This window comes from Micropruina sp., from assembly GCF_047606665.1.
In the GTDB taxonomy this organism is placed as follows: domain Bacteria; phylum Actinomycetota; class Actinomycetes; order Propionibacteriales; family Propionibacteriaceae; genus Micropruina.
Genome location: NZ_JASGEF010000044.1, coordinates 1 through 25,727, shown reverse-complemented (window position 1 = coordinate 25,727; position 25,727 = coordinate 1). Strand labels below are relative to the sequence as shown.

At 68.5% G+C, this 25,727-nt stretch carries 26 protein-coding genes, 1 tRNA gene and 1 pseudogene; 8 read left to right on the top strand and 20 right to left on the bottom strand.

What is annotated here, in order from left to right; genetic code table 11:
* Positions 1–97: 97 nt before the first annotated feature.
* The 11 genes from mnhG to QM619_RS10505 all read right to left on the bottom strand — a co-directional run bounded on the left by mnhG (position 98) and on the right by QM619_RS10505 (position 10,342).
* A complete protein-coding gene (mnhG, locus tag QM619_RS10555; protein WP_415107954.1) occupies positions 98–511 on the bottom strand; it encodes a monovalent cation/H(+) antiporter subunit G in 414 nt (137 codons plus the stop codon).
* Positions 508–810: a monovalent cation/H+ antiporter complex subunit F gene (locus QM619_RS10550; RefSeq protein WP_415107951.1), complete on the bottom strand. Its 303-nt coding sequence runs from the start codon at positions 808–810 to the stop codon at positions 508–510. The genes mnhG and QM619_RS10550 overlap by 4 nt, the downstream gene beginning before the upstream one ends.
* On the bottom strand, positions 807–1,364 hold the full coding sequence (locus QM619_RS10545) for a Na+/H+ antiporter subunit E (protein WP_415107948.1): 558 nt from the start codon (positions 1,362–1,364) through the stop codon (positions 807–809). Before QM619_RS10545 ends, QM619_RS10550 begins: the two co-directional genes overlap by 4 nt.
* The gene (locus QM619_RS10540) at positions 1,361–2,890 is read right to left on the bottom strand and encodes a Na+/H+ antiporter subunit D (RefSeq protein WP_415107945.1); all 1,530 of its coding nucleotides are present in this window, start codon (positions 2,888–2,890) and stop codon (positions 1,361–1,363) included. Before QM619_RS10540 ends, QM619_RS10545 begins: the two co-directional genes overlap by 4 nt.
* Positions 2,887–3,315: a Na(+)/H(+) antiporter subunit C gene (locus tag QM619_RS10535; RefSeq protein WP_415107943.1), complete on the bottom strand. Its 429-nt coding sequence runs from the start codon at positions 3,313–3,315 to the stop codon at positions 2,887–2,889. The genes QM619_RS10540 and QM619_RS10535 overlap by 4 nt, the downstream gene beginning before the upstream one ends.
* On the bottom strand, positions 3,312–6,281 hold the full coding sequence (locus tag QM619_RS10530; RefSeq protein ID WP_415107940.1) for a Na+/H+ antiporter subunit A: 2,970 nt from the start codon (positions 6,279–6,281) through the stop codon (positions 3,312–3,314). The genes QM619_RS10535 and QM619_RS10530 overlap by 4 nt, the downstream gene beginning before the upstream one ends.
* Before the next feature lie 99 nt (positions 6,282–6,380).
* A complete protein-coding gene (locus QM619_RS10525; RefSeq protein ID WP_415107937.1) occupies positions 6,381–7,034 on the bottom strand; it encodes a uridine kinase in 654 nt (217 codons plus the stop codon).
* Complete coding sequence (locus QM619_RS10520) at positions 7,024–8,181, bottom strand: lysostaphin resistance A-like protein (RefSeq protein ID WP_415107934.1); 1,158 nt, start codon at positions 8,179–8,181, stop codon at positions 7,024–7,026. The genes QM619_RS10525 and QM619_RS10520 overlap by 11 nt, the downstream gene beginning before the upstream one ends.
* Entirely contained in the window at positions 8,178–8,588 is a 411-nt protein-coding gene (ndk, locus tag QM619_RS10515; RefSeq protein ID WP_415107931.1) for a nucleoside-diphosphate kinase, read from the bottom strand. Before ndk ends, QM619_RS10520 begins: the two co-directional genes overlap by 4 nt.
* A gap of 81 nt (positions 8,589–8,669) precedes the next feature.
* Positions 8,670–9,014, bottom strand: a complete 345-nt coding sequence (locus tag QM619_RS10510) for a DUF4233 domain-containing protein (protein WP_415107928.1) — start codon at positions 9,012–9,014, stop codon at positions 8,670–8,672.
* Entirely contained in the window at positions 9,011–10,342 is a 1,332-nt protein-coding gene (locus QM619_RS10505) for a bifunctional folylpolyglutamate synthase/dihydrofolate synthase (protein ID WP_415107925.1), read from the bottom strand. The genes QM619_RS10510 and QM619_RS10505 overlap by 4 nt, the downstream gene beginning before the upstream one ends.
* A 63-nt stretch (positions 10,343–10,405) precedes the next feature.
* On the opposite strand from QM619_RS10505, the gene QM619_RS10500 reads away from it, so the two are divergent.
* The 4 genes and pseudogenes from QM619_RS10500 to QM619_RS10485 all read left to right on the top strand — a co-directional run bounded on the left by QM619_RS10500 (position 10,406) and on the right by QM619_RS10485 (position 14,928).
* The gene (locus QM619_RS10500; protein WP_415107922.1) at positions 10,406–10,927 is read left to right on the top strand and encodes a MauE/DoxX family redox-associated membrane protein; all 522 of its coding nucleotides are present in this window, start codon (positions 10,406–10,408) and stop codon (positions 10,925–10,927) included.
* Positions 10,924–11,694 (top strand): DsbA family protein, encoded by a 771-nt coding sequence (locus QM619_RS10495; RefSeq protein WP_415107919.1) that lies wholly within the window; start codon positions 10,924–10,926, stop codon positions 11,692–11,694. Before QM619_RS10500 ends, QM619_RS10495 begins: the two co-directional genes overlap by 4 nt.
* A gap of 85 nt (positions 11,695–11,779) precedes the next feature.
* Positions 11,780–14,299 (top strand): annotated as a pseudogene (valS, locus tag QM619_RS10490) (valine--tRNA ligase); the annotation flags it as partial.
* Between the two features lie 155 nt (positions 14,300–14,454).
* Positions 14,455–14,928, top strand: coding sequence for a septum formation family protein (locus QM619_RS10485; protein WP_415107916.1), 474 nt, complete (start codon positions 14,455–14,457; stop codon positions 14,926–14,928).
* A 167-nt stretch (positions 14,929–15,095) separates the two neighbouring features.
* On the opposite strand, the gene ptsP is transcribed toward QM619_RS10485, so the two are convergent.
* Together ptsP and QM619_RS10475 are read right to left on the bottom strand one after the other, a co-directional pair.
* Entirely contained in the window at positions 15,096–16,784 is a 1,689-nt protein-coding gene (gene ptsP / locus QM619_RS10480) for a phosphoenolpyruvate--protein phosphotransferase (RefSeq protein WP_415107913.1), read from the bottom strand.
* A complete protein-coding gene (locus tag QM619_RS10475) occupies positions 16,781–17,050 on the bottom strand; it encodes an HPr family phosphocarrier protein (protein WP_415107910.1) in 270 nt (89 codons plus the stop codon). The genes ptsP and QM619_RS10475 overlap by 4 nt, the downstream gene beginning before the upstream one ends.
* Before the next feature lie 283 nt (positions 17,051–17,333).
* Here QM619_RS10475 and QM619_RS10470 point away from each other — a divergent pair, with 283 nt between their 5' ends.
* Positions 17,334–18,089 (top strand): LuxR C-terminal-related transcriptional regulator, encoded by a 756-nt coding sequence (locus QM619_RS10470; protein ID WP_415107908.1) that lies wholly within the window; start codon positions 17,334–17,336, stop codon positions 18,087–18,089.
* A gap of 18 nt (positions 18,090–18,107) precedes the next feature.
* On the opposite strand, the gene clpX is transcribed toward QM619_RS10470, so the two are convergent.
* The 7 genes from clpX to QM619_RS10435 form a co-directional block, all read right to left on the bottom strand.
* The gene (clpX, locus tag QM619_RS10465; protein ID WP_415107905.1) at positions 18,108–19,403 is read right to left on the bottom strand and encodes an ATP-dependent Clp protease ATP-binding subunit ClpX; all 1,296 of its coding nucleotides are present in this window, start codon (positions 19,401–19,403) and stop codon (positions 18,108–18,110) included.
* A 75-nt stretch (positions 19,404–19,478) separates the two neighbouring features.
* Positions 19,479–20,129, bottom strand: a complete 651-nt coding sequence (locus QM619_RS10460) for an ATP-dependent Clp protease proteolytic subunit (RefSeq protein WP_415107902.1) — start codon at positions 20,127–20,129, stop codon at positions 19,479–19,481.
* Positions 20,130–20,137: 8 nt separating this feature from the next.
* Entirely contained in the window at positions 20,138–20,770 is a 633-nt protein-coding gene (locus QM619_RS10455; RefSeq protein WP_415108110.1) for an ATP-dependent Clp protease proteolytic subunit, read from the bottom strand.
* 268 nt (positions 20,771–21,038) lie between these two features.
* On the bottom strand, positions 21,039–22,409 hold the full coding sequence (gene tig / locus QM619_RS10450) for a trigger factor (RefSeq protein WP_415107899.1): 1,371 nt from the start codon (positions 22,407–22,409) through the stop codon (positions 21,039–21,041).
* Between the two features lie 191 nt (positions 22,410–22,600).
* Positions 22,601–22,792 (bottom strand): hypothetical protein, encoded by a 192-nt coding sequence (locus QM619_RS10445; protein ID WP_415108107.1) that lies wholly within the window; start codon positions 22,790–22,792, stop codon positions 22,601–22,603.
* A 246-nt stretch (positions 22,793–23,038) separates the two neighbouring features.
* On the bottom strand, positions 23,039–23,266 hold the full coding sequence (locus QM619_RS10440) for a hypothetical protein (protein WP_415107896.1): 228 nt from the start codon (positions 23,264–23,266) through the stop codon (positions 23,039–23,041).
* Positions 23,267–23,291: 25 nt separating this feature from the next.
* Positions 23,292–23,365 (bottom strand) — tRNA-Gly (locus QM619_RS10435).
* Between the two features lie 102 nt (positions 23,366–23,467).
* Between QM619_RS10435 and QM619_RS10430 the strand changes: the two genes are divergently transcribed.
* The 3 genes from QM619_RS10430 (at position 23,468) to QM619_RS10420 (ending at position 25,604) form a co-directional block, all read left to right on the top strand.
* Positions 23,468–23,998, top strand: coding sequence for a GNAT family N-acetyltransferase (locus tag QM619_RS10430; protein ID WP_415107893.1), 531 nt, complete (start codon positions 23,468–23,470; stop codon positions 23,996–23,998).
* A gap of 83 nt (positions 23,999–24,081) precedes the next feature.
* Positions 24,082–24,717 carry a carboxymuconolactone decarboxylase family protein gene (locus tag QM619_RS10425; protein WP_415107890.1) on the top strand — a complete coding sequence of 212 codons (636 nt, stop codon included), beginning with the start codon at positions 24,082–24,084 and terminating at the stop codon, positions 24,715–24,717.
* Positions 24,714–25,604 (top strand): RNA polymerase sigma-70 factor, encoded by an 891-nt coding sequence (locus QM619_RS10420; RefSeq protein ID WP_415107887.1) that lies wholly within the window; start codon positions 24,714–24,716, stop codon positions 25,602–25,604. The genes QM619_RS10425 and QM619_RS10420 overlap by 4 nt, the downstream gene beginning before the upstream one ends.
* Positions 25,605–25,727: the final 123 nt, after the last annotated feature.

Sequence of the window (25,727 nt, the reverse complement as noted above, 5' to 3'; positions counted from 1 at the left end):
AACCGTTGGGGACGGTTCTCAAAAGTGCGATTCTCGAATCCTTGAGAACCGTCCCCACGGTGACGATTTTCGCAGCTTTGAGAACCGTCCCCGCGGTTCAGTCGGTGGGACGCGCCGGGCGGTCCTTGCCGCGCTCCGGACGGAATTCCTCGTTGCGGGTGAAACCGGCGTCGCGCAGGTCGTCCGCCAGCTCATCGACCAGCAGGTCGCCGGGTTCCCAGGCACCGGAGCGGTAGGCGACGCGTCCGACAAGATGCCCGGCAACGGGTGCGGTCAGGATCTGCAGCACGATCACCACCAGCAGGCTGAGCCAGACCTTCGGGTCGCGGATCGAGAAGGCCACCCCGAGCAGCACCAACAACAGGCCGAACACCTGGGGTTTCGTCGCGGCATGCATCCGGGCCAGGACGTCCGGGAAGCGCACCAGACCCAGTGCGCCGCCGAGGCAGAAGAACGCACCGCCCACTAGGAACAGCGCCCCGATCAGCTCGTACACCTCGTCCGGGCTCATCGGTCCTCCTCCCGGTCGCGGCGGTAGCGTTGCCGGTCCGGTGCTCCGGGAGTCAGCATCCGGGCCACGCTCACCCCGCCGGTGAAGGCGACCATGGCCAGCACCAGCAGGATCGGCAACGCGCTGGTGTCACCGGTGACCACGATCACCAGGCAGATCGACACCAGCACGATCGAGACCAGGACGTCGGAACTGACGATCCGGTCGAGGGTGGACGGGCCGGTCGTCATGCGCCACAAGGTCAGCACGACCGCGACCGAGATCATCGCGATGGCCAGCCAGATCAGCACCTGGGTCATCTCGGCTCCTTCCGGCGGAACTCGGCGAGCTCCTCGGTGCTGGCGACCGCCTCCAGCACCCGCCGCTCCACGTCGAGAGCCTGCTGCCGAGCGTGCTCCACACCGTCCGGGCCGGCGGCGTCCACCAGATGCAGGTAGAGGGTGCGGTTCGCCCGCCGGGCGTCGATCACGATCGAGCCGGGCACGATCGAGATGAGTTCGGCGGTTTCGACCTGGTACAGGTCCTGGTTGCTGCGCAACCGGACCCGGATCACCGCGGGCTGGAAGTCGATCTGCCGGCCGAACGCCGCCAGCGCGAGCCTCCAGGACGACACCGCCAGGTCGCGCACGGTGGCCGCCACCAGGCGCAGCAGGCCCAGCGGCCGGAGCCGTCCGTGATAGCGAATCGGGGGCAGCGGGAAAGTCACCGTCACCAGCCAGGACAGCAGCATGCCGACCAGGACGTCGACCAGGGAGTAGTTGCCCCAGAGGATCACCCAGATCACGGTCAGCGCCAGGATCGCCCGCCACTGCAGCCGCCAGCGCAGCCGGCGCCGGCTCGACGATCGCTTCATCGCGCCACCCCCGACAGCACAGCCTCCAGATAGGAATTGCCCAGCACGCCCGCGGCGGCCCGGTCGACGTAGCCGTAGAGCGGACCGGCCACGAAGGTCAGCGCCAGCCCGAGACAGACCAACGCCGCGGTGGCCCCGACCATCACACCGGGCATCCGCCCCGCCCGCGAGTCGTCGTCCAGGGTGAACTCGTCGGGGGCCTGCGGGCCGAGCACCGGCGTCCCCCAGAACGCCCGGTTCCAGACCTTGGCCACCGCGTACAGGGTGAGCAGGCTGGTCAGCACGCTGCCGCCGACCAGGGCCCAGGCCAGCGGCGTCCCGACCTCGACGCCCGACATCAACAGGCCGAGTTTGCCGACGAACCCGGACAGCGGCGGGATGCCGGCCAGGTTCATCGCCGGAATGAAGAACAGCGCCCCGAGAACCGGCGCGGTGCTGGCCAGGCCGCCCAGCCGGTCCATCGAGGTCGATCCGCCGACCCGCTCGATCAGGCCCGCGACAAGGAACAACGCCGCCTGCACGGTGATGTGGTGGGCGGTGTAGAAGATCGCCCCGGCCAGGCCGGCCTGGGTCGCCAACGCGATACCGAAGATCATGTAGCCGATGTGCGAGACCAGGGTGAACGACAGCAATCGTTTGATCTCCGACTGCGCGATGGCGCCGAGGATGCCGATCACCATCGTGGCCAACGCCGTCCAGCCGAGCAGATCGGTCAGCGGGTTGTCCGGGAAGATCGCGGTCTGGGTGCGCAGGATCGCGTACACGCCGACCTTGGTGAGCAGGCCGGCGAACACCGCGGTGACCGGGGCCGGTGCGGTCGGATAGGAGTCGGGCAGCCAGAACGACAGCGGGAAGACCGCGGCCTTGATCGAGAAGACCACCAGTAACAACAGCTGGATGCCGATCGTGACGTCGCCGGGCAATTCGGCGAAGCGCAGGCTGAGCTGCGCCATGTTGACCGTGCCGGTTGCCGCATAGGTGACCGCCAGTGCGGTCAGGAAGAGCAGCGAACTGACCAGGTTGATCACCACGTAGATCGATCCGGCGCTGATCCGCTCGCCGGTTCCGCCCATCGTGATCAGCACGTACGAGGCGAACAGCAACACCTCGAAGCCGACGAACAGATTGAACAGGTCGCCCGCCAGGAAGGCGTCCGACACCCCGGCGGAGAGCAGCAGGAAGGTCGGGTGGAAGATCGACACCGGGGTCTCCCGGTGCACCTCCTCCTGGTCTTGCCCGGTGGCGTAGATCAGGACGCCGAGGGTGACCAGCGAGGCGACGGTCAGCATCAGCGCGGCCAGCCGGTCGGCGACCAGCACCACGCCCAGCGGCGCCCATGCCCCCACCCACAACGCCTGGACGCCGTAGGTGTCGGTGATCCAGATCAACGAGCCGGCGACCAGGCAGACCCCGGCCAGGCTGAGGATCGACACCGCGCGTTGCAGCCGCGGACGGCGTCCGAGCACCAAGGTGAGCGCCGCCCCGAACATTGGCAGCAGCACGGGCAGCGGGAGCAGATTGTTCATTCGCTCACCACGTCCACCCCGGTGTCGGTGAATTTGATCTCCTCGAAGCTGTCGGACGCCTCGTCGGCCCGCGCCAACTCGCGGATCCGGGCGTCCTCGACATCGTCGGCGACCTCGTCATGGCCGTTCAGCTGGAACGACCGGTAGGCCATGGTGACCAGGAATGCCGCGGTGGCCAGGGCGATCACGATCGCGGTCAGCACCATCGCCTGCGGCAGTGGGTCGGACATCTCCTCCTTGGGCGTCACGCCGATCAGCGGCGGACCGCCGGCCGCCCCGGAGGCGACCAGGAAGAGCAGGTTGACGCCGTTGCCGGCGACCATCACGCCCATCAGGATGCGGCTCAGCGAGCGTTCGGTGATCAGGTAGACGCCGCAGGCGACCAGCGCGCCGGCGACGATGGCCAGGGTCACGTTCGGGGTCATGTGTAGTGCCCCTTTCCGCCGCCGGTGGTGTAGCGGATGACTTGCTCCGATTCGGGGGTCAGCGCCGGCAGGGCGCGGGTCGACTCGGGCTGCGGCACCGGTGCCTGGTCCTGTTCGGACTGGATGTCGATGCCGGCGCCCAGCGTCCGGGTCAGGTCGAGCACGACGCCGATCACGATCAGGTAGACGCCGACGTCGAAGACGGTCGAGCTGACCAAGTGCATCTCGCCGAGCAGCGTCCAGGCGCCCCAGGGGGTGTCGAGGTGTTCCCAGCCAGGAATGACGATCTTCAGGTCGTAGCTCTGGAAGATCTTGCCGCCCAGCAGCGCTGGGGTGATCGCGCTGAGCACGGCGATCGCCAGGCCGAGGCCGAGCAGGCGTCCGGCGTCGAACGGTGCGGCGTCGTCCAGCTCACGGCGTCCGGCGGCCAGATAGCGGATCATCAGCGCGATGCCGGCGACCAGTCCGCCGGCGAACCCGCCGCCGGGGGCGTTGTGGCCGGCGATCAGCAGGAACAGCGAGACCACCATCATCACGGTGAACATGATCCGGGTGACCACTTCGAAGATCAGCGAGCGCGACCCCGGATCGAGCGCCCCGCTGGCCCGCAGCCACAGGCCGCGCGCACCGAAGGCGGCGTCCCCCTCGCGGGGCCGGACGCGTTGCACCCGCGAGCGCAGGAAGATCAGGCTGGCCACGCCGGTGGCCGCGATCACCAGCACCGAGATCTCGCCGATGGTGTCCCAGGCTCGGGTGTCGACCAGGGTCACGTTGACGATGTTCTTGCCGTAGCCGAACTCGTAGGACGCCTCGTAGTAGTCCACCGACACCGGCACCGCGACCCGCGCCCCGGCTGAGACGATGGCCAGCAGGGTGACGCTGCCGCCGACCAGGGCGGCCAGCACGGTGCGCCACCAACGGGTGGAATGCAACGGACGGTTGGTGAAGTACTTCGGCAGCCGGCGCAGCACCATCACGAACACGATCAGCGACACCGTCTCGACCAGCACCTGCGTCAGTGCCAGATCGGGTCCGCCGTGCAGCAGGAACAGCAGCGCCGTGCCGTAGCCGGTGACACCCACCAGCAGTACCGCCCGGACCCGGCCGCGGGAGGTCGCGGCCAGCACGCCGGCGGCGATCATCGCGGCCCCGATCAGCACCTGGGGCAGCTGGTCGAAGAGTTGCACGGACGCCGGCCAGTGCGTGGTGAACAACAGCGAACCGCCGGCCAGCACCACCACCATGACCAGCACGATCGAGGTGTAGCTGGCCAGCGAACCGCGCTGGGTGCGCGCGGTCACCTCGACCGCGATCGCGTCCACCCGCTTGATCGCCAGCGCGTACAGTTCGTCGGCGCCGAGCACCTTCGGGAACGTCGCCTGGACGCGGGCCATGGCGTCCCGTTGCCAGAACAGGACGCCGCCGCCGGCGATCGCCAGCAGCGACAACCCCAGCGGCACGGTGAACCCGTGCCACAACGCCAGGCCGTGGCTGGCGTGCCCGGTGCCGACGGTGGCCGCGTAGGGGGCCAACAGGTCGGTGATCGGACCGCCGAGGAAGCCGCCGACCAGGCAGGCCGCCCCCAGCACGAGGGGCGGCACCAGGAACCCGGTGGCCGGACGATGGACGTCCAGTTCGGCCACCCCCGCCTTGTCGGCGAAGGCGCCCCACCACCAGCGCACCGAATACGCCACGGTGAGCACCGATCCGGCCACCACGGCGGCGACCATCAGCGCCGCGACCAGCGGGGTCAGCCCGGTGCCGTCGCCGGCGTCCGCCAGATAGCTGAGCGACTCCAGCGCCGACTCCTTGGCGATGAAGCCCAAGGTGGGCGGCAAACCGGCCATGGACGCCGCCGCCACACCGGCCAGCACGGCGACCAGCGGCAGCTTCTGGGCGACGCCGGTGAGGCGGGTCAGGTCGCGGGTGCCGGTGGAGTGGTCGACCACGCCGACGATCAGGAACAGGGTCGCCTTGAACAGGGCGTGCCCGATCACCATCGCCAGGCCGGCCAGCATGGTCGCCTGGGTGCCGAAGCCGCTGAGCAGCACCATGAAGCCGAGCTGACTGACCGTGCCGTAGGCCAGCAGCAGCTTGATGTCGTTCTGCCGCAGTGCTCGCCAGCCGCCGACGATCATCGTGCAGGCGCCGAGCAGACCGACCGCCAGCCGCCAGCCGGGGACGGCGGCGAACACGGGCGCCATCGCCGCGACCAGATAGACGCCGGCCTTCACCATGGCGGCGGCATGCAGGTAGGCCGAGATCGGGGTCGGGGCGGCCATCGCGCCGGGCAGCCAGAAGTGGAACGGCACCAGGGCGGACTTGCTCAGCGCGCCGACCAGCAGCAACAGCGCAGCGACCGTCGAGAGCGTCCCGGTCGGCGGTTGGGCCAGGATCGCGGACAGGCTGAACGTGCCGGCGGTGAAGCCGAGCGCGACGATGCCGACCAGCATCGCCAGGCCGCCGGTGGTGGTGACCACCAGGGCGGTGATGGCTGCCGACCGATTCGCCCTCCTGGTCGGGTCGTAGCCGATCAGCAGATAGGAGAACACCGTGGTGAGCTCCCAGAACACGTACAGCATGACCAGGTCGTCGACGGTGACCAGACCGAGCATCGCAGCCGCGAACGCGGTCAGCACCCCCATCGTCCGCGGGTTGGCTCCGGCCTCGAAGTACCACCGACAGTAGAACAGGACCAGCGCGCCGATGCCGGTCACGATCAGCGCCAGCAGCCACTGCAAGAGGCCGACCTGGTAATGGATCTCGACGCCCAACTGCGGAATCCACGGCATCGTCTCGACATAGCGGCCGCCCGAGGTGATCAGCGGCGCCAGACCGATCAGCCAGCCGAACCCGACGGCCGGGACGATCGCCATCGCCAGATAGCCGTTGGAACCCATCCGGCGGGCGAGCCAGGGTGCACACAGAGCCACCACCAGATGGGCGACAACGATGCTGCTGATCACGGACTCCCTCTCTCGACACCGATGGGAGGAGTCGGATCGCGGGCGGGGTTCGTCAGTGTATCGGCCTCGGCACGGTGCTCCGTTACCGGTGGCAGCGGTTCAGGTGTTGTCGATGACCAGGTCGGCGCGCTCGGCCGGACGGTACCGCTCGATGTAGCGGCGCTGGCCCTCCACGTAGCGGCGAATTCGCGGGTCGTCCACATCGGACGGCGAACCGTCGCGCTGGGCGAGCCGGCGCACCGACTCCTCGAACGGGACGTCGAGCCAGACCGACAGATCCCACACCTTGCGACCGCGGGCGTTCCGCAGCCGGTCGCGGTGCAGGAAGAGTCCGTCGACCACGACGACGGCGGCGTCCGGGGCGACCTGCCAGGGCGGGCTGACCGGCGTCTCGGTGAGTCCGTCGTAGGACTTCGCCCGATACCGGCCACAGCCGTCGCTGCCGAGCGGCTCCAGGACGTCGTCGGTGAACCGCTGGTAGTCGTAGCTGTCGGCGAGGAAGCCCTCGGGCGAGGTCCGTCCCTTGGCGTGCCGCACCTCGGCCGGGTTCAGGAAGTCGTCGAGGCTGATCCTGATCACGGTCAGCCCCGAATCGGCGAGTTCGGCGGCCAGATCGTCGGCGAACGTCGTCTTCCCGGCGCCGTCCACACCGTCGATGCCGACTAGGGTGCGTCCGGCTCGCGGCCGGATCCGCGACACCAGCCAGGAGATCCCGGCGTCCCGGCGCATCGGTTCAGCCGGCTTAGTTTCCACTGTCCTGCCTCCAGGTGACGGGCATCGTCGATGCCGGTGGGGACGGCATGGGGCCGCCGGACGTAGGCAGCCCGCCGTCCGGCGGCGGGGCGCCTGGGCTCGGCGCTCCGGGAGCGGTCCGGACGACCACGTCGCGGACCCGCGCCCGCCACAGCACCAGGACCAGCGCGCAGGCCAGCAGCGCTGCCTGCACCAGCACCGCCGGGCTGCCGGCACCCGCCTGCCGGTTGAACATCGTAGAGAAGTCGGTGAACGGCAGCACCGCCATCGAGACCACGTTGTTGACCGTGTGCAGCGCGACGGCCGCCTCGAGGCCTCCCGTCCGCCAGGCCAGCACCGAGCCGACGACGGCGAAGAACAGGTAGAACCCGTTCAGCCAGGGGTCGCCGGCGCCGTGCAACTGCATGAAGACGACCGCGGTGACCACCGTGCTCACCACCAGCCCAGCCGTCCGCGGCAGCCAGGACGCCACCGCGCGCTGCCCGAGACCGCGCAGCAGATACTCCTCACCGGCAGCCTGCAGCGGAGTGGTCAGCAGGATGGCGGCGATCATGAAGGCCGTGTCGGGACCGACTCGAAGATCGCCCAGCCCGCCGAGCACCATCCCCACGACCAGGTAGACCAGATAGAGCGGCAGAATCCAGAGCAGGCATTCGCCGAACCAGCGCCAGCGGAAACGTCCGGTCACCGACGACAGCCACCGGGGTCGCTGCCCGAAGCAGGCCCACTGGGTCAGCGTCGCGATCGGCACGCAGGCGGCCAGCGCCAGGTTGTTGGCCAGGAACAGCACCGGGGTCACCGTGATGCCGGTGAGCGAGCCGTAACTGGCCCAGGTAGTGCGTCCGGTCGAGACGTCGTAGAACAGCGCCGGCAGCGTGAGCATCACACTGGCGACGAAGTAGAGTGCGACGCCCATCGTCAGTGCGAGCAACGGACGCCACCAGCGGAAGCTCGGCGTCCGCAGGAACTCGTGGTACTCGCGCGGCTCGACCGGCAGCACGGACGGCTTCGCCACCACCACGGTGGGCAGCCAGGGGTGCGGGCCTTGGCCGGACGCCGGCGGCGTCCCGCCGACCGCCTGCCACGACTGTCCGGGGCCGGCCGACTGCCAGCCGGAACCGCTCGGCTGAACCGGGGGCTGGGTCATGCCAGGCTCGGGAACCAGAGCGCTATCTCATGGGCCGACGACTCGGGCGAGTCGGAGGCATGGACCAGGTTCTCCCGGTTCGACAGCGAGAAGTCTCCGCGGATCGATCCGGGGGCCGCGCGGCGTCCGTCGGTCACCCCGTTCAGGATCCGAACGGCGTCGATCGCGGCGTCGCCTTCGAGGATCAGGGCCACCAGCGGACCGGAGGTGATGAAGTCGCGCAACGGCGGGTACCAGGGCTGGTCGCAGTGCTCGGCGTAGTGCCGGTCGGCCAGCTCGGCGTCGATGGTGCGCTGCTCGAGTGCGACGATCCGCAGCCCCTTCGCCTCGTATCGGGACAGGACCGCGCCGACCAGGCCGCGGCGCACCGCGTCCGGCTTGATGATCACGAAAGTACGCTCGCTCATGATCGCCCACCTTAGAGGTTAGGACGCCACCACCGGCCCGACCCGCCCATAACCCCCAGTGGCAGGGCCGTCGACGGACGGTCAGCCCGCGGTGCGGGTCGCTTCGAGCCGCTTGCCCAGCACGAAGCCGATCGCGAACAGCACCAGGAAGACGGCGCCGACCGCGAACATCATGGCCACCGCGAAGCCCAGCGCCACGCAGGCCAGCTGCGCGGCCCAGGCCAGCGTCCAGCCGATCGGACGCCGCAACATCCCGGACGCCGCCAGGCACAGCAGCAACGCCGTCCCGCCCAGCCCGAAGGCCAGCCCGACCGAGGCGTCCCCGACCTGGATCATCCCGGGGATCGCCAACCCGCAGCAGATCGCCTCGAAGATCAAGATGGACATCAGCGCCCGATTCATCGGGTTCGTCGGCACCAGCCTCATCGTTCCTCCTCACGCCGCAGCAATGCCCGCGCCTCGCCCGCCGCGATCACCGATCCGGCGATCAGGACGCCGGCGCCCTGGCCGGCGTCGTCGGCGAGAGCCACCGCAGCCTCGATGGCGTCCACCATGGTCGGGGCGACTCGCACCCGGTCGGCGCCGACTATTCCGGCGGCCAGCTCGCCCAACGCCTCCGCGGAGAGCGCGCGGCTGGTGCCGGACGCCGTCGTGCAGACGATGGTGGTCATCTCCTCCGCGAATACCTCGAGCAGGCCGGTGACGTCCTTGTCGGCCATCGCCGCCACCACGCCGATCAGCGGCGTGAAGGCGAACGCCTCGGTGACCGCCGCCATGGTGGCGCGGGCTCCGTGCGGGTTGTGGCAGGTGTCCAGCACCACCGTCGGCGAGCGGCGAACGATCTCCAGCCGGGCCGGCGCGTCCACCGCAGCCAGCCCCTCGGCGATGATGTCCGGGGCCAGCGGCTTCCCGCCCAGGAACGCCTCCACCGCCGCCACCGCCAGCGCCGCGTTGTGCGCCATGTGGGCGCCGAACAGCGGCAGCAGCAGGTCGCCGACCGGGCCGCCGGCGGTGTCGATCCGCAGCACCTGGCCGCCGACGGCCGGCGTCCGTTCCAGCAGCCCGAACTCGACACCCTCCAGGTAGACCTTCGCGCCGACGTCGGCGCAGCGCTGGATCAGCACCGCCGCCGCCTCGGGCTGCTGACCGGCCATCACCACCTGGGAGCCCGGCTTGATGATGCCGGCCTTCTCGGTGGCGATCTCGGTCAGCGTGTCGCCGAGCAGATGGGTGTGGTCGTAGTCGACCGGGCAGATCACCGCGACCTGGGCATCCATCACATTGGTGGCGTCGGTGACGCCGCCCAACCCGACCTCGACCACCGCCACGTCCACCGGCGCCTCGGCAAACGCCTCATAGGCCAGTGCGGTGATCACCTCGAAGAAGGTCATCGAGACGCCGCCGATGGCCTGGGCGTCGATCATGTCGATCAGCGGCTGGGTGTGGGCGACCAGTTCGTCGAAGGCGTCGGCGTCCATCGGCTCGCCGTCGATGCAGATCCGTTCGGTGAGGTCGATCAGGTGCGGACTGGTGAACCGTCCGGTGCGCAGCCCGAGCGCGCGCAGTAGGGCGTCCACCATGATCGCGGTGCTGCCCTTGCCGTTGGTGCCGGCGATCTGAATCACCGGGTAGGCCCGCTGCGGCGTCCCCAGCAGTTCGCACAGCGCCTCGACGCGCGCGGTTCCCGGGGCGATCCGGTGTTCGGGCCAGCGGGAGATCAGGCGCTGGACGATCTCGTGATGTGTTTCGGGCATGGTGCCGCCCAGCCTAGTGCCGCCACAGATAGTTGATCGTTTGACGGCGGGTATACTCACGCCATGCCGCACGCCTTTGCCGGACGCCGCTGGGTGCGGTGGGCGACCTTCGCTGCGCGGCAGATTCTCGGCTGGACGCTGATCGTCGCCGGTGCACTCAAACTGCCCTGGCCGGAGGCGTCCGTGCAGGCGGTGCGCGCCTACCAGTTGCTGCCCTTCGACCTCACCCGCCCGGTCGGCTATGCGCTGCCGGTGCTCGAGGTGGCGGTGGGCCTGCTGCTGGTTCTGGGCCTGTTCACCCGCATCTCCGCTTGGATCGGCGCGGCCGTGATGGTGGCGTTCGTCATCGGCATCGCCTGGGTCTGGGCGCACGGCCTGTCGATCGACTGCGGCTGCTTCGGCGGTGGCGGCGAGGTCGAGAACGGCATGGCCCAATACCCGTGGGATATCGCCCGCGATACCGGACTGTTCGCCTGCGGCATCTGGGCCGCGCTGTTCCCCCGTTCCCCGTTGTCGCTCGACACGTGGCTGTTCCGTACCCCCGCCGACATCACCGAAGAAGAACTCGAGGAGTCCCCAGTATGAGCGAGAGTCGTCGCGAAGCCCTTCGCCGCAAACAGCAGGCGCAGGCGAAGGCCAAGCGCACCCAGCGGATCGTCATCGTCGGCGCCATCGTGCTGGCGATCGTGGTGGTCGGGGTGTTCGCCACGATCTTCTTCAGCCAACTCAACAAGGGCAACACCGCCAACGCGGCGGCAATCCCGCCGAACGCGACCTCCGACCGCAGCGGCATCGTGGTGAACCCCGGCAAGGCCGCCCAGGGCGCACCCAAGGTGGAGCTCTTCTTCGACTACCAGTGCCCGATCTGCAAGCAGTTCGAGGACGCGTTCGGCTCGACGCTGGACGACATGGCCGATCAGGGCCAGATTGAACTCGTCTACCGGACGCTGACCTTCATGGACGGCAATTTGCGCAACGACTCGTCGTCCAGGGCCGGCATCGCCGCCGCCTGCGCCGACAACGCCGGGAAGTACTCCGCCTATCACAATGCGGTGTTCGCCGGGCAGCCCGCCACCGAGGGCACCGGTTACACCACCCAGCAGTTGCGGGCCGACTTCGCGGCAACCGCCGGAATCACCGGTGACGCCTTGACCACCTTCCAGAGCTGCTATGACTCCAAGGCCACGGCGGCCTTCGTCACCGGCACCAACGAACTGGCCGCCAAGGCCGGCGTCACCTCGACGCCCACCCTGCGGGTCAACGGCACCACGATCGACAACGCGACGATCGGAAAGGCGACCACGCCGGACGCCTTCCGCCAGCTGATCCTGTCGACCGAGGGCAAGGACTGACACGCCTCGGCCCACTGGGTGACCAGTGATCAGCGGCCGGCCGCCGATTGGTTGCCGCGCCGCGCCCTTTCGTAAGATGCAGCCCATGACCGTCACATCTCGCCCGCCCGTGTCCGCCGCGACCCCGCATCCGGGCTCGGCGGTAGTGGTGCCGGATCGCCCGGCGCTGGAGGGCTTGGAGGCCAAATGGGCCGCGAAGTGGGCGCAGGACGGCACCTACACCTTCGTCCGGCCCGAATCGCGCGAACAGGTGTTCTCGATCGACACTCCCCCGCCGACGGTGTCCGGGTCGCTGCACGTCGGGCACGTGTTCAGCTTCACCCACACCGACCTGGTCGCCCGCTACCAGCGGATGCAGGGCAAGCACGTCTTCTACCCGATGGGCTGGGACGACAACGGGCTGCCCACCGAGCGCCGGGTGCAGAACTTCTACGGTGTCCGGTGCGATCCGTCGATCGCGTACGACCCAGACTTCACCCCGCCGGCCAAGCCGGACCCGAAGCGGCAGGTGTCGATCAGCCGGATGAACTTCATCGAACTGTGCCACCAGCTGACCCAGGTCGATGAGCAGGCGTTCGAGAACCTGTGGCGGACGCTGGGGCTCAGCGTCGACTGGGACAACCACCTCTACGCGACCATCTCGTCCGACGCCATCCGGGTCTCGCAGCGCGCCTTCCTGCGCAACTGCGCCCGCGGTGAGGCCTACCTGGCCGAGGCGCCGACGGTCTGGGACGTCACCTTCCAGACCGCGGTGGCTCAGGCCGAGCAGGAGGCCCGGGACTACCCGGGCCATTACCACCGGGTGGCCTTCCACCGCCCGGACGGCGAGACGGTCTTCATCGAGACCACCCGGCCCGAGCTGCTGCCGAGCGTGTGCGCGCTGATCGCCCATCCCGACGACACGCGCTACCAGCACCTGTTCGGCACCACAGTCACCTCGCCGGTGTTCGGCGTCGAGATTCCGGTACTGGCCCATCATGCCGCCGAGCCCGACAAGGGCGCCGGCATCGCGATGTGCTGCACCTTCGGCGACGCCACCGACGTGCAGTGGTGGCGCGAGCTGCAGCTGCCGACCCGCACCGTCATCCAGCGCGACGGACGCCTCGCCCGGGAGACCCCCGACTGGCTGACCAACCCTGAGCCGTATGCAGAGCTGGCCGGCAAGACGCCGTTCTCGGCGCGGGCCGCGATGGTGACGCTGCTGCGCGAATCCGGTGACCTGGACGGTGAGCCGACGCCGACGACCCGGAAGGCGAATTTCTACGAGAAGGGCGACAAGCCGCTCGAGATCGTCTCGACCCGGCAGTGGTACATCCGCAACGGCGGACGGGACGACGACCTCAAGCAGGCCCTGCTGGCCCGAGGCGAGGAGCTGCAGTGGGTGCCCGACCACATGCGGCACCGCTACTCCAACTGGGTGAACGGCCTGAACGGCGACTGGCTGATCAGCCGGCAGCGGTTCTTCGGCGTGCCGTTCCCGGTCTGGTACCCGGTGGACACCGACGGCGAGCCCGACCATGGCCGTCCGATCTTCGCCGCCGAGGACGCCCTGCCGGTCGACCCGTCCTCGGACGTCCCGCCCGGCTACACCGCCGAGCAGCGTGGCGTGGCCGGCGGCTTCGTCGGCGACCCGGACATCATGGACACCTGGGCCACCTCGTCCCTGACCCCGCAGATCGCCTGCCGCTGGGACACCGATCCGGAGTTGTGGAGCCTGACCTTCCCGATGGATTTCGCCCCCGAGGCGCACGACATCATTCGCACCTGGGTGTTCAGCCGGGTGGTGCGAGCGCACTTCGAAGAGCATGTGGCGCCGTGGAAGACGGTGGCCATCTCGGGCTTCGTGGTCGACCCGGACCGCAAGAAGATGAGCAAGTCGGTGGGCAACACCATCGTGCCGACCGACATCCTGGAGCGGTTCGGTGCGGACGCCGTCCGGTGGCGCGCCGCGATGGCCCGTCCGGGGATGGACTCACCCTTCGACGAGACCGGCATGAAGGTCGGACGCCGGCTGGCGATGAAGGTGCTGAACGCGTCCAAATTCGTGCTCGGCATGGGCGACGGCCTGGTCGGTGCCGAGGCCATCACCGAGGCAGTGGACCTGTCCATTCTGGCCGGGCTCCGCCAGGTGGTGGTGCGCGCCACCGATGCCTTCGAGGCGTTCGACTACAGCGCCGCGCTGGAGGTGGCCGAGCGGTTCTTCTGGTCGTTCTGCGACGACTACCTGGAGCTGGTCAAGGAGCGTGCCTACGGCGCTCAGGGCCCGGACGCCGCGGCGTCCGCCCGCGCGGCGTTGCAGTTGGCGCTCAGCATTCAGCTGCGGTTGTTCGCCCCGTTCATGCCGTACGTCACCGAAGAGGTGTGGTCGTGGTGGCAGTCCGGGTCGGTTCATCTCAGTCGTTGGCCAGTGCCCGAGGAGATCCCGGTCGGCGGTGACCCGGCGGTGCTCACCGATGTGGCCGGGCTGCTGATGAGCATCCGTGGCAGGAAATCGAACGCTAAGGCCTCGATGAAGACTGGGGTATCCGCCGTCACGGTCTCCGGACCGCAGGCCGCGCTGGACCGGGTGGCCCCGGTGCTGGACGACTTGAGGGCAGTCGGCCGGATCACCGGCGAGATCGAGATCAGCGTGGACGACGGCCCGCTTAGGGTCAGCGGCATGACGCTAGCCGTCCCGCCGATCTCAGTGACCACGAACGCCAATCCCCCAACGGTCGTCGCCTCGTCAGTCTCAAACGATCCGTCCAGTACGGTGGACCAGTGATTCGGGCGTTCGGCGTTCTCGCTGGCTTGGCTGCAACCGGCCTACTACTGGCTGGCTGCGCGGTGGCCGGTGTGCCGCGGAACTCGGCCGGCCAGATCACCGCCCCGGCGACCATCGACTCGTTCCAGATCGTGGTCGGCGACTGCACCGGGTCGATGAAGGACGGCGGCGATGTCGGACGCGTCGAAGTGATGCCGTGCGATCAGAGCCACTACTTCGAGGCGTACGCCAAGACCGATCTGCCCGACGGGAACTTCCCAGGCGACTCCGAGGTGACCAAGCAGGCGGACAAATTCTGCACCGCCGAGTTCAACACCTTCGTCGGGGTGGCGGCCAAGGACTCCAGCTACGACATGTACTACCTGTACCCCGTCCAGGAGTCCTGGGCCACCGGCGACCGCGAGGTATTGTGCCTCGCCGGCGCGAAGGACGGCGGGGTGACCGGCAGCCTCAAGGGCGTCGCCAAATAACGGACGCCGCTACGGCGTCCGCCCGTCCCCCGGCCCACCAGCCCCCTCCCTAACTACTTCTGCCCTCCCACATGTGGGAGGGCAGAAGTAGTTAGGGAGGGGGCTGTGACAACGGCGAGGGCCGGCAACCGTGATGGTTGCCGGCCCTCGCCGTTTGCTGTGCCTGATCAGAGCAGGTCGAGCATGATCGGATCGGCCATGCTGAGCACGACCTCACGCGCCTCCTTCGGACCAACGGACGCCCGCGCGGCGGCGGCCATCTGCTGGCACTGGGAGAGATCGTGCAGGGCCAGCGCCGTCCGGACGGCCCGGACCTTGCTCGGCGCCATCGACAGGCTGGCGACACCCAGACCGGCCAACACCAACGCCATCAGCGGATCGCCGCCCGACTCACCGCAGACGCCGACCGGATGACCGGTCTTGGCGCCGCCGTCGCAGGCGTAGTAGATGACGTCGAGCAGAGCCGGCTGCCACGGGTTCAGCAACTCGGCCAACTCGCCCTGCATGCGGTCGGCGGCCATCGTGTACTGACCGAGGTCGTTGGTGCCGAGGCTGGCGAAGTCGACCTCGCTGAGCACGTCGAACGAGCGCAGCGCGGCCGCCGGAACCTCGATCATCACGCCGACCTTGGGCAGACCCACCGCGCGCACCTTCTCGGCGAACCAGCGGGCCTCCTGACGGGTGGCGATCATCGGCGCCATCACCCACAGCTGCCCACCGGTCGCCTTGTGGGCGTTGGCGAGCGCCTGCAGCTGATCGTCGAGCAGGTCGGTGCGCACCGCACCGAGCCGGATGCCGCGACGACCCAGCGCCGGGTTCTCCTCGTGGCCCAGATCGGCGAACGCCAGCGGCTTGTCGGCGCCGGCGTCGAGAGTCCGGACGACGACCTTGCGGTCACCGAAGGCTTGCAGGATCTCGGTGTAGGTCGCGGTCTGCTCTTCGACGGTGGGCGCGGTGTCCCGGTCGAGGAACAGGAACTCCGACCGGAACAGTCCGGCACCCTCGACGTCCTGAGCGGCGGCCTTGTGGGCGTCGCCGACAGTGCCGATGTTGGCCAGCAGCTGGACCGGGTGACCGTCGCGGGTCATGCCCTTGCCGGAGCCGGCCGCCAGGGCCTTCTCGCGACGAGCCTTGCGGTCGGCCAGTGCCTGCTGCTCGGCTTCGCTCGGGTTGACGATGATCTCGCCGACACCGCCGTCCAGGGCAACCGTCGTGCCGAACGGCACATCAAGGATGCCGGTGGCCTGCACGATCGCCGGGATGCCCAGCTGCGCCGCGAGGATCGCGGTGTGGCTGGTCGGCCCGCCCGCCGAGGTGATGATGCCCAGGCAGGTGTCGACCGACAGGGTGGCGGTCTCGGCCGGCGCCAGATCGACCGCGGCCAGCACGCTCGGCGTGGTCAGGGTCGGGACGCCGGGCTCGGCCTGGCCGAGCAGCCGGGCCACGGTACGGTCACGGACGTCGCGCAGGTCGGTGACCCGCTCGGCCATGTAGCCGCCGAGTGACTCGAACATCGCGCAGTACTCATCGACAGCAGCCGACACGGCGGTGGTGATGCCTTTGGTGCCACTCTGCAACTGCGTATCGATCGCGCCCGCAAGACCCGGGTCGCCGGCCATCATGGCGCCGGCTTCGAGGATCGGTTTGGCGTGGGCATCGGCATTGGCGGCCTTGGCCAGGTAGCCCTCGGCCACCGCCTTCAGCGTGTCGCGCACCTGCTCGGACGCCGCCGCCACATCCGTGACGACCGCCTCGCCCGCGGGCGGGGAGGGCGGCGGGCTGACGATGACCAGAGGGCCGACCGCCACGCCCGCACTGACCCCGATGCCGCTCAGCGTCGAGTGCAGTTCGCTCATTCGGCGTCCAGATCTCGCGCGAGGAGCGCGACCAGCGAGTCGAGTGCGGCGTCCGCACCGTCGCCGTCGGCGGACAGCGTGACGACCTCGCCGTTCTTGGCGCCGAGCGCCATCACGCCCAGGATGCTGCGGGCGTCGACCGGGTTGCCACCGGCCTTGGCGATGGTGACCGGAATTCCGGTGGCCGTGGCGGCCTGGACGAAGATGGAAGCGGGGCGGGCGTGCAGACCGACGGACGAACCGATCGCTACTTCACGGGTGGCCATGGAGACTCCTTTGTACGTATGGCCCAGAGGACCTGGGTGATGACACGGCAAGGCTATCGGGTTGCCTGCGGTCTGGAGTCAATATATGGCGGCCCGATAGGGGCGATCAAGGCGAAAGCGCCGCGGTGGGCAGATATCGGCATAGCCTGACCGCCGCAAACCTTGAGCGGCAATACGCAGTTGTGCCACCGTATTTCGCGAGGCCGGCCACGGCTCCTCTTGTGCGACGGGAGGAGCCGCCATGGTTGTCGATGTGTGCACGATCGGCCGAAGGGACGCCTGCGTGACACTGAACGAGGATGACGCACCGCGGGTCGAGCCTTCGACGGTGGTGTTGGAGATGCTGTGCGAGGCGATGCGGGCACTCAGCGCGAACTGCTCGGCCGACCGGGTGGTCTGCGAGCATCTGGCGCGCGGCCTGGCCGCCGATGTGGCAGCCACCATCGCCCTCGAGGCCGACGGCAGCGTCCAGTTGGTCTGCTATTCGCCGGACACCGCGGACGCATTGGCGATCGCCGACATCCTGGTGAGCCGGATGCTGCACACCGGGGAGGAGCAGTCCAGCGTCGAATACCTGAGGGATCTCGGCCATGTGGCGTCCCTGGCGATGCGCCCGGGCGACCTCGACGAGCCGGGCCGGCCGGGCCTCGGACGGGTGCTCGTGTTCCTGCGGTCCCGACCCTACGACGCCACTGATCTGCTGGTGCTGGAACGGGCGCAGGAGGCCCTGGTCGCGTTCTGGCCGCACGCTACCCGGACGGTGCGCGCCCAGCAGGCGCAGGACTGGGTGCGGGCGGCGGTCGACCAGAACCACATGACCGACCGCGAGCTCCAGGTGTTGGCGCTGCTCGCCGAAGGACTGCTGGCTACGTCGATCGCGTCCCGGTTGCAGTTGTCGCCGCGAACCGTGCACAAGCACCTGGGCAACATCTATCGCAAGCTCGGCGTCCACGATCGCCTGGTCGCGGTCAGCCTGGCACGACTGCACGGCCTAGTTGACGCCTATCCGTCGAGCCCTACCACACCCGCACGGGAGTAGGCGTCCGGGGCGGGGAGGTCAGGCGCTCTTCTCGCGCCGGTCGCTGCGCGCCACCTGGGCCCGCGAGACCAGCGTGGGTGCAATGCCGTCGCGAACCACCTCGTCGGTGACCAGCACCCGTGCCACATCGTCGTCGCTGGGCACGTGGTACATCACGTTGAGCAGGATCTCTTCCAGGATCGAACGCAGCCCGCGGGCGCCGATTCCCCGATGCAGCGCCATCTCGGCCACCGCGGCGATGGCGTCGTCGGTGAACTGTAGGTCGACGCCGTCCATCTCGAACAGCTTGCGGAACTGCTTGATCAGCGCGTTCTTCGGCTCGACCAGAATGCGGACCAGGGCCTCGGCGTCCAGCGAGGCAACCGTGGAGATCATCGGCAGCCGGCCAATGAACTCGGGGATCAGGCCGTAGCGGTGCAGGTCTTCGGGACGGACCTCTTCGAACGGGTTGGTGGACGCCGGCTTGCGGATCGCGGCGTCGTTGTTGAAGCCCAGCGGACGCTTGCCGACCCGTGCGTTGATGATCTCTTCCAGCCCGGCGAAGGCGCCGCCGACGATGAACAAGATGTTCGTGGTGTCGATCTGGATGAAGTCCTGATGCGGATGTTTGCGGCCACCTTGTGGCGGTACGGACGCCGTGGTGCCCTCGAGGATCTTCAGCAGCGCCTGTTGGACGCCCTCGCCGGACACGTCGCGCGTGATCGACGGGTTCTCGCTCTTGCGGGCCACCTTGTCGATCTCGTCGATGTAGATGATGCCGGTCTCGGCCTTCTTGACGTCGAAATCGGCGGCCTGGATGAGCTTGAGCAGGATGTTCTCGACGTCTTCGCCAACGTAGCCGGCCTCGGTCAACGCGGTGGCGTCGGCCATCGCGAACGGGACGTTCAACATCCGCGCCAGGGTCTGGGCCAGATAGGTCTTGCCGCAGCCGGTCGGGCCGATCAGCAGGATGTTCGACTTGCCGAGTTCGACCGACTCTTCCTCGACGGCGCGCCGTCCGCCAGGATTGCTGGCCTGCGCCTGAACCCGCTTGTAGTGGTTGTAGACGGCCACGCTAAGGGCCTTCTTGGCCACCTCCTGGCCGATCACATAGGAGTCGAGAAAGGCGCAGATCTCGCGGGGTTTCGGCAGATCGTCGAGCAGGCCGACGTCAGCAGCCTCGGAGAATTCCTCCTCGATGATCTCGTTGCACAGATCGATGCACTCATCGCAGATGTAGACACCCGGACCCGCGATCAGCTTCTTGACCTGCTTCTGGCTCTTTCCGCAGAACGAGCATTTGAGCAGTTCGGAGGTCTCTCCGATTCGAGCCACGCCACCCCTCCTTCCGATGAGAGTCACCCTAGCCCGCCGGGCCGCTTCCGCAAGGAGGCAACCCGGCGCGGCAGGTCAGCTCTCGACGTCCTTCAGCGAGGTGAGGATGGCGTCCACGATGCCGTATTCGACGGCCTCCTCAGCGGTCAGGTACTTGTCGCGCTCGATGTCGCGGGAGATCTTCTCCACCTCTTGGCCGGTGGCCTCGGCGAGCATGCCCTCCATCAGCGAGCGGATCCGCAGGATCTCGCGGGCCTGGATCTCCAGGTCGGACGACTGCCCGTAGCCGCCCTCGGTGGCCGGCTGGTGGATCAGGATGCGGCTGTTCGGCAACGCCAGGCGCTTGCCCTTGGTGCCGGCGGCCAACAACACCGCCGCCGCCGAAGCAGCCTGGCCCAGGCACACGGTCTGCACGTCGGGCTTGATGTAGCGCATCGTGTCGTAGATCGCGGTCAGCGCGGTGAACGAGCCACCGGGTGAGTTGATGTAGATGCTGATCGGACGTTCCGGGTCCATCGACTGTAGACAGAGCAGCTGCGCCATCACCGCGTTGGCGATGTCGTCGCTGATCGGGGTGCCGAGGAAGATGATCCGGTCTTCGAACAGCTTGGTGTAGGGGTCGACGCGCCGGATGCCGTAGCTGGTGCGCTCCTCCCACTGCGGAATGTAGTAGTCCATCGACGGACCGGCCGTGGCCAGTCCACCGGGCAGAGCGGGCGTGGTCATGACGGTCCTCACTGGTTCGGGGAGTTCGTGCTGATCTGGGCGGCACGCTCGTAGACGTGATCGATGAAGCCGTATTCCAGCGCCTGCTCGGCGGTGAACCAGCGGTCGCGATCGGAGTCGGCCTCGATCTGTTCGACGGTCTGACCGGTGTGCTGGGCGATCAGGCTCGACATCGTCTTCTTGATGTGCAGCGACTGCTCGGCCTGAATACGAATATCGGACGCCGTGCCGCCCAGGCCGCCGGACGGCTGGTGCATCATGATCCGGCTGTGCGGCAGCGCGAACCGCTTGCCCTTGGTGCCGGCACTGAGCAGGAACTGGCCCATGGACGCCGCCAGCCCCATCGCCACTGTCGCGACGTCGTTGCTGATCCACTGCATGGTGTCGAAGATCGCCATGCCGGAGTCGACCGAACCGCCCGGAGAGTTGATGTACAGGTAGATGTCGGAGCGCGGGTCCTCGGCGTTCAGCAGCAGCATCTGCGCGCAGATCGCGTTGGCATTCTCGTCGCGCACCTCGGAGCCGAGGAAGATGATCCGGTTGGCCAGCAGCGACTGGTAGACCGAGTCGTTCATACCGGCCGGGCTGAGACCGGCCGCGGCGCGCATCGGTGCGGCGGCCGAGGGGGGCAATGGTCGCATGTCGTTCACGCTGCGAACCTATCCAACGGCACCGACAAAACTAAGAACATCCCACTGCTGTTCGCTGACGGCAGACCGCACGGCCCCGAGTGACCGCGGGAACCGTCCCCTTTCGAAGCACAGACCACGGGTAGCACCGGAGTGACCAAGACAACCGTCCCCGCTGACCGAGAGAACCGTCCCCAGTGACCGGACCGGAGCCCAACGCTCTCGGAGACGCCGGACGGGGCCCTGCGCTGCTGCGCGGGCCCCGTCGGGTGAATCACGGTCAGGCTTCGGCCGAAGCCTCTTCCTCAGCCTCGGCGCCCGCCTCGGGGGCGGCCGGAGCGACCTCGACCGGCGCGCCGGCCTCGTCGGTCACGGTCGCGGCGGCCAGGATCAGGCCGAGCGCCTTGTTGCGCCGGATCTCCTGCATCCAGGCACCGATGTGATCGTGGTCCATCATGTGCTGCAGTTCCTGCTCGGGCGTCGAGCCGGCCGCCTGCGCCTTGCGGACGATCAGGTCGGTCAGTTCGTGCTGCTCGACACCCACCTCCTGCTGATCGGCGATGGCGTCCAGCAGGATCTGCGCGCGCAGCCCCTGCTCGGCACGGGAGTCGACGACTGCCCAGAACTCCTCGGGCGTGCCGGCGTCCTCGTCCTCGGCGGTCGCCAGGTAGCGGTCGAGGGTCAGCCCGGCACTCTTGAGTTGCTCCTCGATCTGGTTGTGCCGGGCCTCGATCTCGGCGGCCAGCAGCTTGCCGGGCAACTCGAACTCGACCGTGGCGACCAGGTCTTCCAGCACCTTGTCGCGGGCCGCGTTGATCTGGTCGGCGCGGAGCATCTGCTCGACGCCCTTGGTCAGATCGTCACGCATCTCCTCGACGGTGTCGAACTCGGAGACCAGCTGGGCAAACTCATCGTCCAGCTCGGGCAGCTGCCGCTCGGACACCTTGCTGACGGCGACGTGGATGTCGGCCTGCTCACCGGCCAGCGGGCCGCCCACCAGGACGGAGCTGAAGTCGGCGGACTCGCCGGCGGACAGACCGGTGACGGCCTCGTCCAGGCCGTCCAGCATGCCGTCGGAGCCGATCGTGTAGGTGATGCCCTCGGCGGTGGCGTCGGGCAGCGCCTCGCCGTCGCGCGTGCCGACCAGGTCGATGGTGACCACGTCGCCATCGGCGGCCGGGCGGTCGACCTCGGTGGTGGTGGCGAACCGCTCGCGGATCAGTTCGATCCGGCTGTCGACCTCGGCGTCCAACTCGGCGAGCACCGGAACAGTGACGGCCAGAGTGTCGAAGGCCGGCAGGGTCAGCTCGGGGCGGACGTCCACCTCGGCGACGAATTCGACCAGGTCGCCGTCCTCGAGCTTGGTGATCTCGACCTCGGGATCACCCAGCGGGATCAGCTTGTTGGCCTCGACCGCCTGGCCGTAGGCATTGGGCAGCGCGGCGTTGATCGCCTCTTGCAGGACGACTCCGCGGCCGAACCGCTGGTCGATCACCGCCGACGGCACCTTGCCCTTGCGGAAGCCCGGGATGGTGACGCTCTGGGCGATCTCGCGGTAGGCCTTGGTCAGGTGAGGTTGAAGCTCGGCGAAGGGAATCTCGACGGTCAGCTTCGCCCGTGACGGGCTGAGTTGCTCGACGGTGCTGGGCAACGTGGTGCTCCTGTGATCGGTGGTATTTCAGTGCGGTCATGAACCGGAGCGGATAACAAGGAAACGAACCGCATGACCAGCGTGCGAAGGGGGCCAGGCGGGCCGATCGGTCGCTGAACTCGGTGTCTGACCGTCTCGCAGACTACACCCTCGACCGCCACCAACGCTCGCCCGCAACGAGGCGTCCGTGCTCAGAGGCGCTCGGGCAGCGGGGTCAACGCACCAGCGTGGCGGGGCCGAACGACAGTGAAGTGACGACGATCGAGAGTGGCGATCTCGGTGATGCCGAGACGTTCGGCAAGCGCCACTACCGAGGCATCGGTGGTACCCAAATCGGTGGTACCCACGGGGAGATCGCTGTACCGCTGGCCCAGATCGGCCATCCGCGCGTAGTCGCCCTCCGTGACTTCGACTGGGTGAAGATCACCATTCGCGAGGGCTCGCAGAATGCCGTCTCCGCTCGACGCCACCCAGCTTCTCGAGCATGAACCCGACCTCCGCGGCCACCGTGGCGGGGACGAGTAGTTGCCGACCAGCGAGCCGGAGCCCGGTAAACAGGTCGACGCACGCGCGATACGAGGGCTGGCTTAGGATCGCGGCGGCGATAAGGGTCCCCGAATCTCACAAGATCACATCGAGTCCTGCCCGAACCCATCGGCGGCGAGATACACGTCGACATTGTCGGCGACATCCGCAGGTACCTCGGAACCATCGATGATGCCGAAAAACTCCGGACGCCAGCCTGCACCCACCGACACGGCGACCAAGCGTCGTCTGGCAACGGCGAGCATGCCTGCCAACTCGTTGTCAGGGAGCCGGTCGACGAGTTCATGCAACTCAGTTCTCTCGACACTCATGCGCCGAGTTTAGGCTCATGAACATTGGAGCGGATGACGGGAATCGAACCCGCATGACCAGCTTGGAAGGCTGGGGCTCTGCCATTGAGCTACATCCGCAAGGGCACCAGCGTAGCGGTCCGGTCACGTCCGAGCACAAACGGTGCCGGACGGCGTGGACACCATCGCCCGGGCTTGCCGCGCAGCGTAGCGTCACAGGGCATGAACGACCCGGAGCTGCGCAGGCTGCGGACCACCGATGCGCCGGACGTGCTGGCCGCGTTCGTCGCGGCGTCTGACATGGCCCGCCAAGGGTCGGTGACCGACGCGCAGGGGGCGCTCGCGTACGTCGAGCGGCTGACCGAGGCGGCCGGGCCGCACATTGCCTTTGCGATCGTTCACGAGGAGCAGGTGGTCGGCGTGGTCGGGGTCACGGTCGACACCGGGAACCGCAACGGCTGGTTCTGGTACTGGATGCATGCGCGTTTCCGGGGTCGAGGCTGGACGTCGCGGGCCGCCGCTACAGTCGCCGACTGGGCGCTCGGCGAGGGCGGGCTGCATCGGCTCGAACTGGGTCATCGGGTGAACAATCCGGCCTCGGGCGCCGTGGCCCGTGCCGCTGGCTTCGTCCAGGAGGGCCTGGAGCGCAGCAAGCTGCTGATCGACGGCGAACGGCTGGACGTCGTCGCCTACAGCCGGCTGCCGAACGACCCGCTGCCGTCCGTGCCTCGGCTGCCGATGACGGAGCGCTGACCACTACCCGCACCGCGCGACGATTCGGACGACACCGGCCGCGAAACCTGTCACAACCAGGGACGCCGCGGTGTCCCAGAGTCATGAACACCACACCGCACCCAACTCCCCCACTGGTCTCTGTCACGCCCGGCCCTGGCACCGAATGGGAGGCGCGGCGGCGGCTCGCCCGTGTCCCGATCGATCCGCCGGCCGGACCGTTCGGACGGCTCCTCACCTGGGCCTGCCGCCGGATGTACGGCCGACCGCTCGACAACGCCCACGCGATGGCGTTCAACCGCCGCGTCCTGCTCGCCACCTTCGCCTACGAACGCCGCGTGGCGAAATTCGACCGGCTCGATCCGGGTCTGAAGGCGCTCGCCACCATGGCGGCCGCCGCCGAGATCGGCTGCACCTGGTGCATCGACTTCGGCTACCACCTGGCCCACACCGAGGGCCTCGACCTGGCCAAGCTGGCGGCGGTGCCGAACTGGAGCACCGCCGAGAACCTGACCGTCCTGGAGAAGCAGGTGATCGAGTTCGCCGTCGCCGCCACCCGGACGCCCACCGAGGTCACAGACGCGATGGTGGCACCGCTGCGCGCGACCCTCGGCGACGCCGGGCTGATCGAGCTCGCCATGATCGTGGCGATCGAGAATCAGCGCTCGCGGTTCAACTCGACCCTCGGCCTGGTCTCCCAGGGCTTCTCGGCCAGCTGCCAGCTACCGTCGGCGGAATGAACGACGACGCCGCGGTCTTCGATCGCCATCGGTCGCTGCTCTTCACCATCGCCTACGAACTGCTGGGTTCGGTGGCCGACGCCGAAGACGTGGTGCAGGACGCCTACCTGCGCTGGTCGGGACGGCCGTCGAGGCCGGTCGACCATCCACGGGCCTACATGGTCCAGGTGGTCACCCGGCTCGCGCTGAACCGGCTGCGCACCCTGGCCCGCCGCCGCGAGGACTACGTGGGGCCGTGGCTGCCCGAACCGCTGCTGACCTCCCCCGACGTCGCCGACGACGTGGTGCTGGCCGAGTCGGTGTCGCTCGCCCTGCTGGTGGTGCTGGAGTCGCTGGGTCCGAAGGAGCGGGCGGTCTTCGTACTGCGCGAGGTGTTCGGCTACAGCTATGACGAGATCGCCCAGGCGGTGGACAGCACTCCGGCCGCCGTCCGACAGCTGGCCCATCGGGCGCGCGGCCATGTCGAGGCGCGACGCCCCCGGTTCAGCGCGGACGCCGCGACGGCCGACCGGGTGCGCGCCGAGTTCGAACGCAGCGTGCTGGGCGGCGACCTGCAGGCCTTGATGGACGTCCTGGCCCCCGATGTGGTGCTGCTCTCCGACGGCGGCGGACTGGTCAGCGCGGCCCGGCGTCCGATCCACGGATCCGATCCAGTCGCCCGGTTCCTGCTCGGGGTGGTCGTCAAATCGGCATCGGCACCCGACAACGCCTATGGCCTGGTCGAGCATGCGATGGTGAACGGCCACCGGGGCTGGCTGACCCGGCTCGGCGAGCGGGTCACCTCGGCGATCCAGGTGGTGATCGTCGACGGCCGGATCACCCAGGTGCTGATGGTGAACAATCCGGAGAAGCTGGACGCCCTGGCCGAGCGTCCGCTGGCGCGCTAGTGTCCTGTCAGGTTGTTTCGTGAGATAATTGCTGGATTCGGGAATTTCGGTTGGGGTGGGGCGGTTTCAGGGGGTAGAACCTCTACCGAAGGAGCCGCAGATGCCTGGTCCGGGACGACCGAC

What these genes read in the sequence shown, in the direction of transcription:
- QM619_RS10500 (WP_415107922.1), top strand. Translation starts at nt 10,406, where the DNA reads ATGCCGCACGCCTTTGCCGGACGCCGCTGGGTGCGGTGGGCGACCTTC.
- QM619_RS10535 (WP_415107943.1), bottom strand. Translation starts at nt 3,315, where the DNA reads ATGACCCCGAACGTGACCCTGGCCATCGTCGCCGGCGCGCTGGTCGCC.
- QM619_RS10520 (WP_415107934.1), bottom strand. Translation starts at nt 8,181, where the DNA reads ATGACCCAGCCCCCGGTTCAGCCGAGCGGTTCCGGCTGGCAGTCGGCC.
- QM619_RS10455 (WP_415108110.1), bottom strand. Translation starts at nt 20,770, where the DNA reads ATGCGACCATTGCCCCCCTCGGCCGCCGCACCGATGCGCGCCGCGGCC.
- QM619_RS10510 (WP_415107928.1), bottom strand. Translation starts at nt 9,014, where the DNA reads ATGAGGCTGGTGCCGACGAACCCGATGAATCGGGCGCTGATGTCCATC.
- QM619_RS10505 (WP_415107925.1), bottom strand. Translation starts at nt 10,342, where the DNA reads ATGCCCGAAACACATCACGAGATCGTCCAGCGCCTGATCTCCCGCTGG.
- QM619_RS10440 (WP_415107896.1), bottom strand. Translation starts at nt 23,266, where the DNA reads ATGAGTGTCGAGAGAACTGAGTTGCATGAACTCGTCGACCGGCTCCCT.
- QM619_RS10430 (WP_415107893.1), top strand. Translation starts at nt 23,468, where the DNA reads ATGAACGACCCGGAGCTGCGCAGGCTGCGGACCACCGATGCGCCGGAC.
- QM619_RS10495 (WP_415107919.1), top strand. Translation starts at nt 10,924, where the DNA reads ATGAGCGAGAGTCGTCGCGAAGCCCTTCGCCGCAAACAGCAGGCGCAG.
- QM619_RS10550 (WP_415107951.1), bottom strand. Translation starts at nt 810, where the DNA reads ATGACCCAGGTGCTGATCTGGCTGGCCATCGCGATGATCTCGGTCGCG.
- ndk (WP_415107931.1), bottom strand. Translation starts at nt 8,588, where the DNA reads ATGAGCGAGCGTACTTTCGTGATCATCAAGCCGGACGCGGTGCGCCGC.
- QM619_RS10420 (WP_415107887.1), top strand. Translation starts at nt 24,714, where the DNA reads ATGAACGACGACGCCGCGGTCTTCGATCGCCATCGGTCGCTGCTCTTC.
- QM619_RS10475 (WP_415107910.1), bottom strand. Translation starts at nt 17,050, where the DNA reads ATGGCCACCCGTGAAGTAGCGATCGGTTCGTCCGTCGGTCTGCACGCC.
- QM619_RS10425 (WP_415107890.1), top strand. Translation starts at nt 24,082, where the DNA reads ATGAACACCACACCGCACCCAACTCCCCCACTGGTCTCTGTCACGCCC.
- QM619_RS10540 (WP_415107945.1), bottom strand. Translation starts at nt 2,890, where the DNA reads ATGAACAATCTGCTCCCGCTGCCCGTGCTGCTGCCAATGTTCGGGGCG.
- ptsP (WP_415107913.1), bottom strand. Translation starts at nt 16,784, where the DNA reads ATGAGCGAACTGCACTCGACGCTGAGCGGCATCGGGGTCAGTGCGGGC.
- mnhG (WP_415107954.1), bottom strand. Translation starts at nt 511, where the DNA reads ATGAGCCCGGACGAGGTGTACGAGCTGATCGGGGCGCTGTTCCTAGTG.
- QM619_RS10460 (WP_415107902.1), bottom strand. Translation starts at nt 20,129, where the DNA reads ATGACCACGCCCGCTCTGCCCGGTGGACTGGCCACGGCCGGTCCGTCG.
- QM619_RS10545 (WP_415107948.1), bottom strand. Translation starts at nt 1,364, where the DNA reads ATGAAGCGATCGTCGAGCCGGCGCCGGCTGCGCTGGCGGCTGCAGTGG.
- QM619_RS10445 (WP_415108107.1), bottom strand. Translation starts at nt 22,792, where the DNA reads ATGGCCGATCTGGGCCAGCGGTACAGCGATCTCCCCGTGGGTACCACC.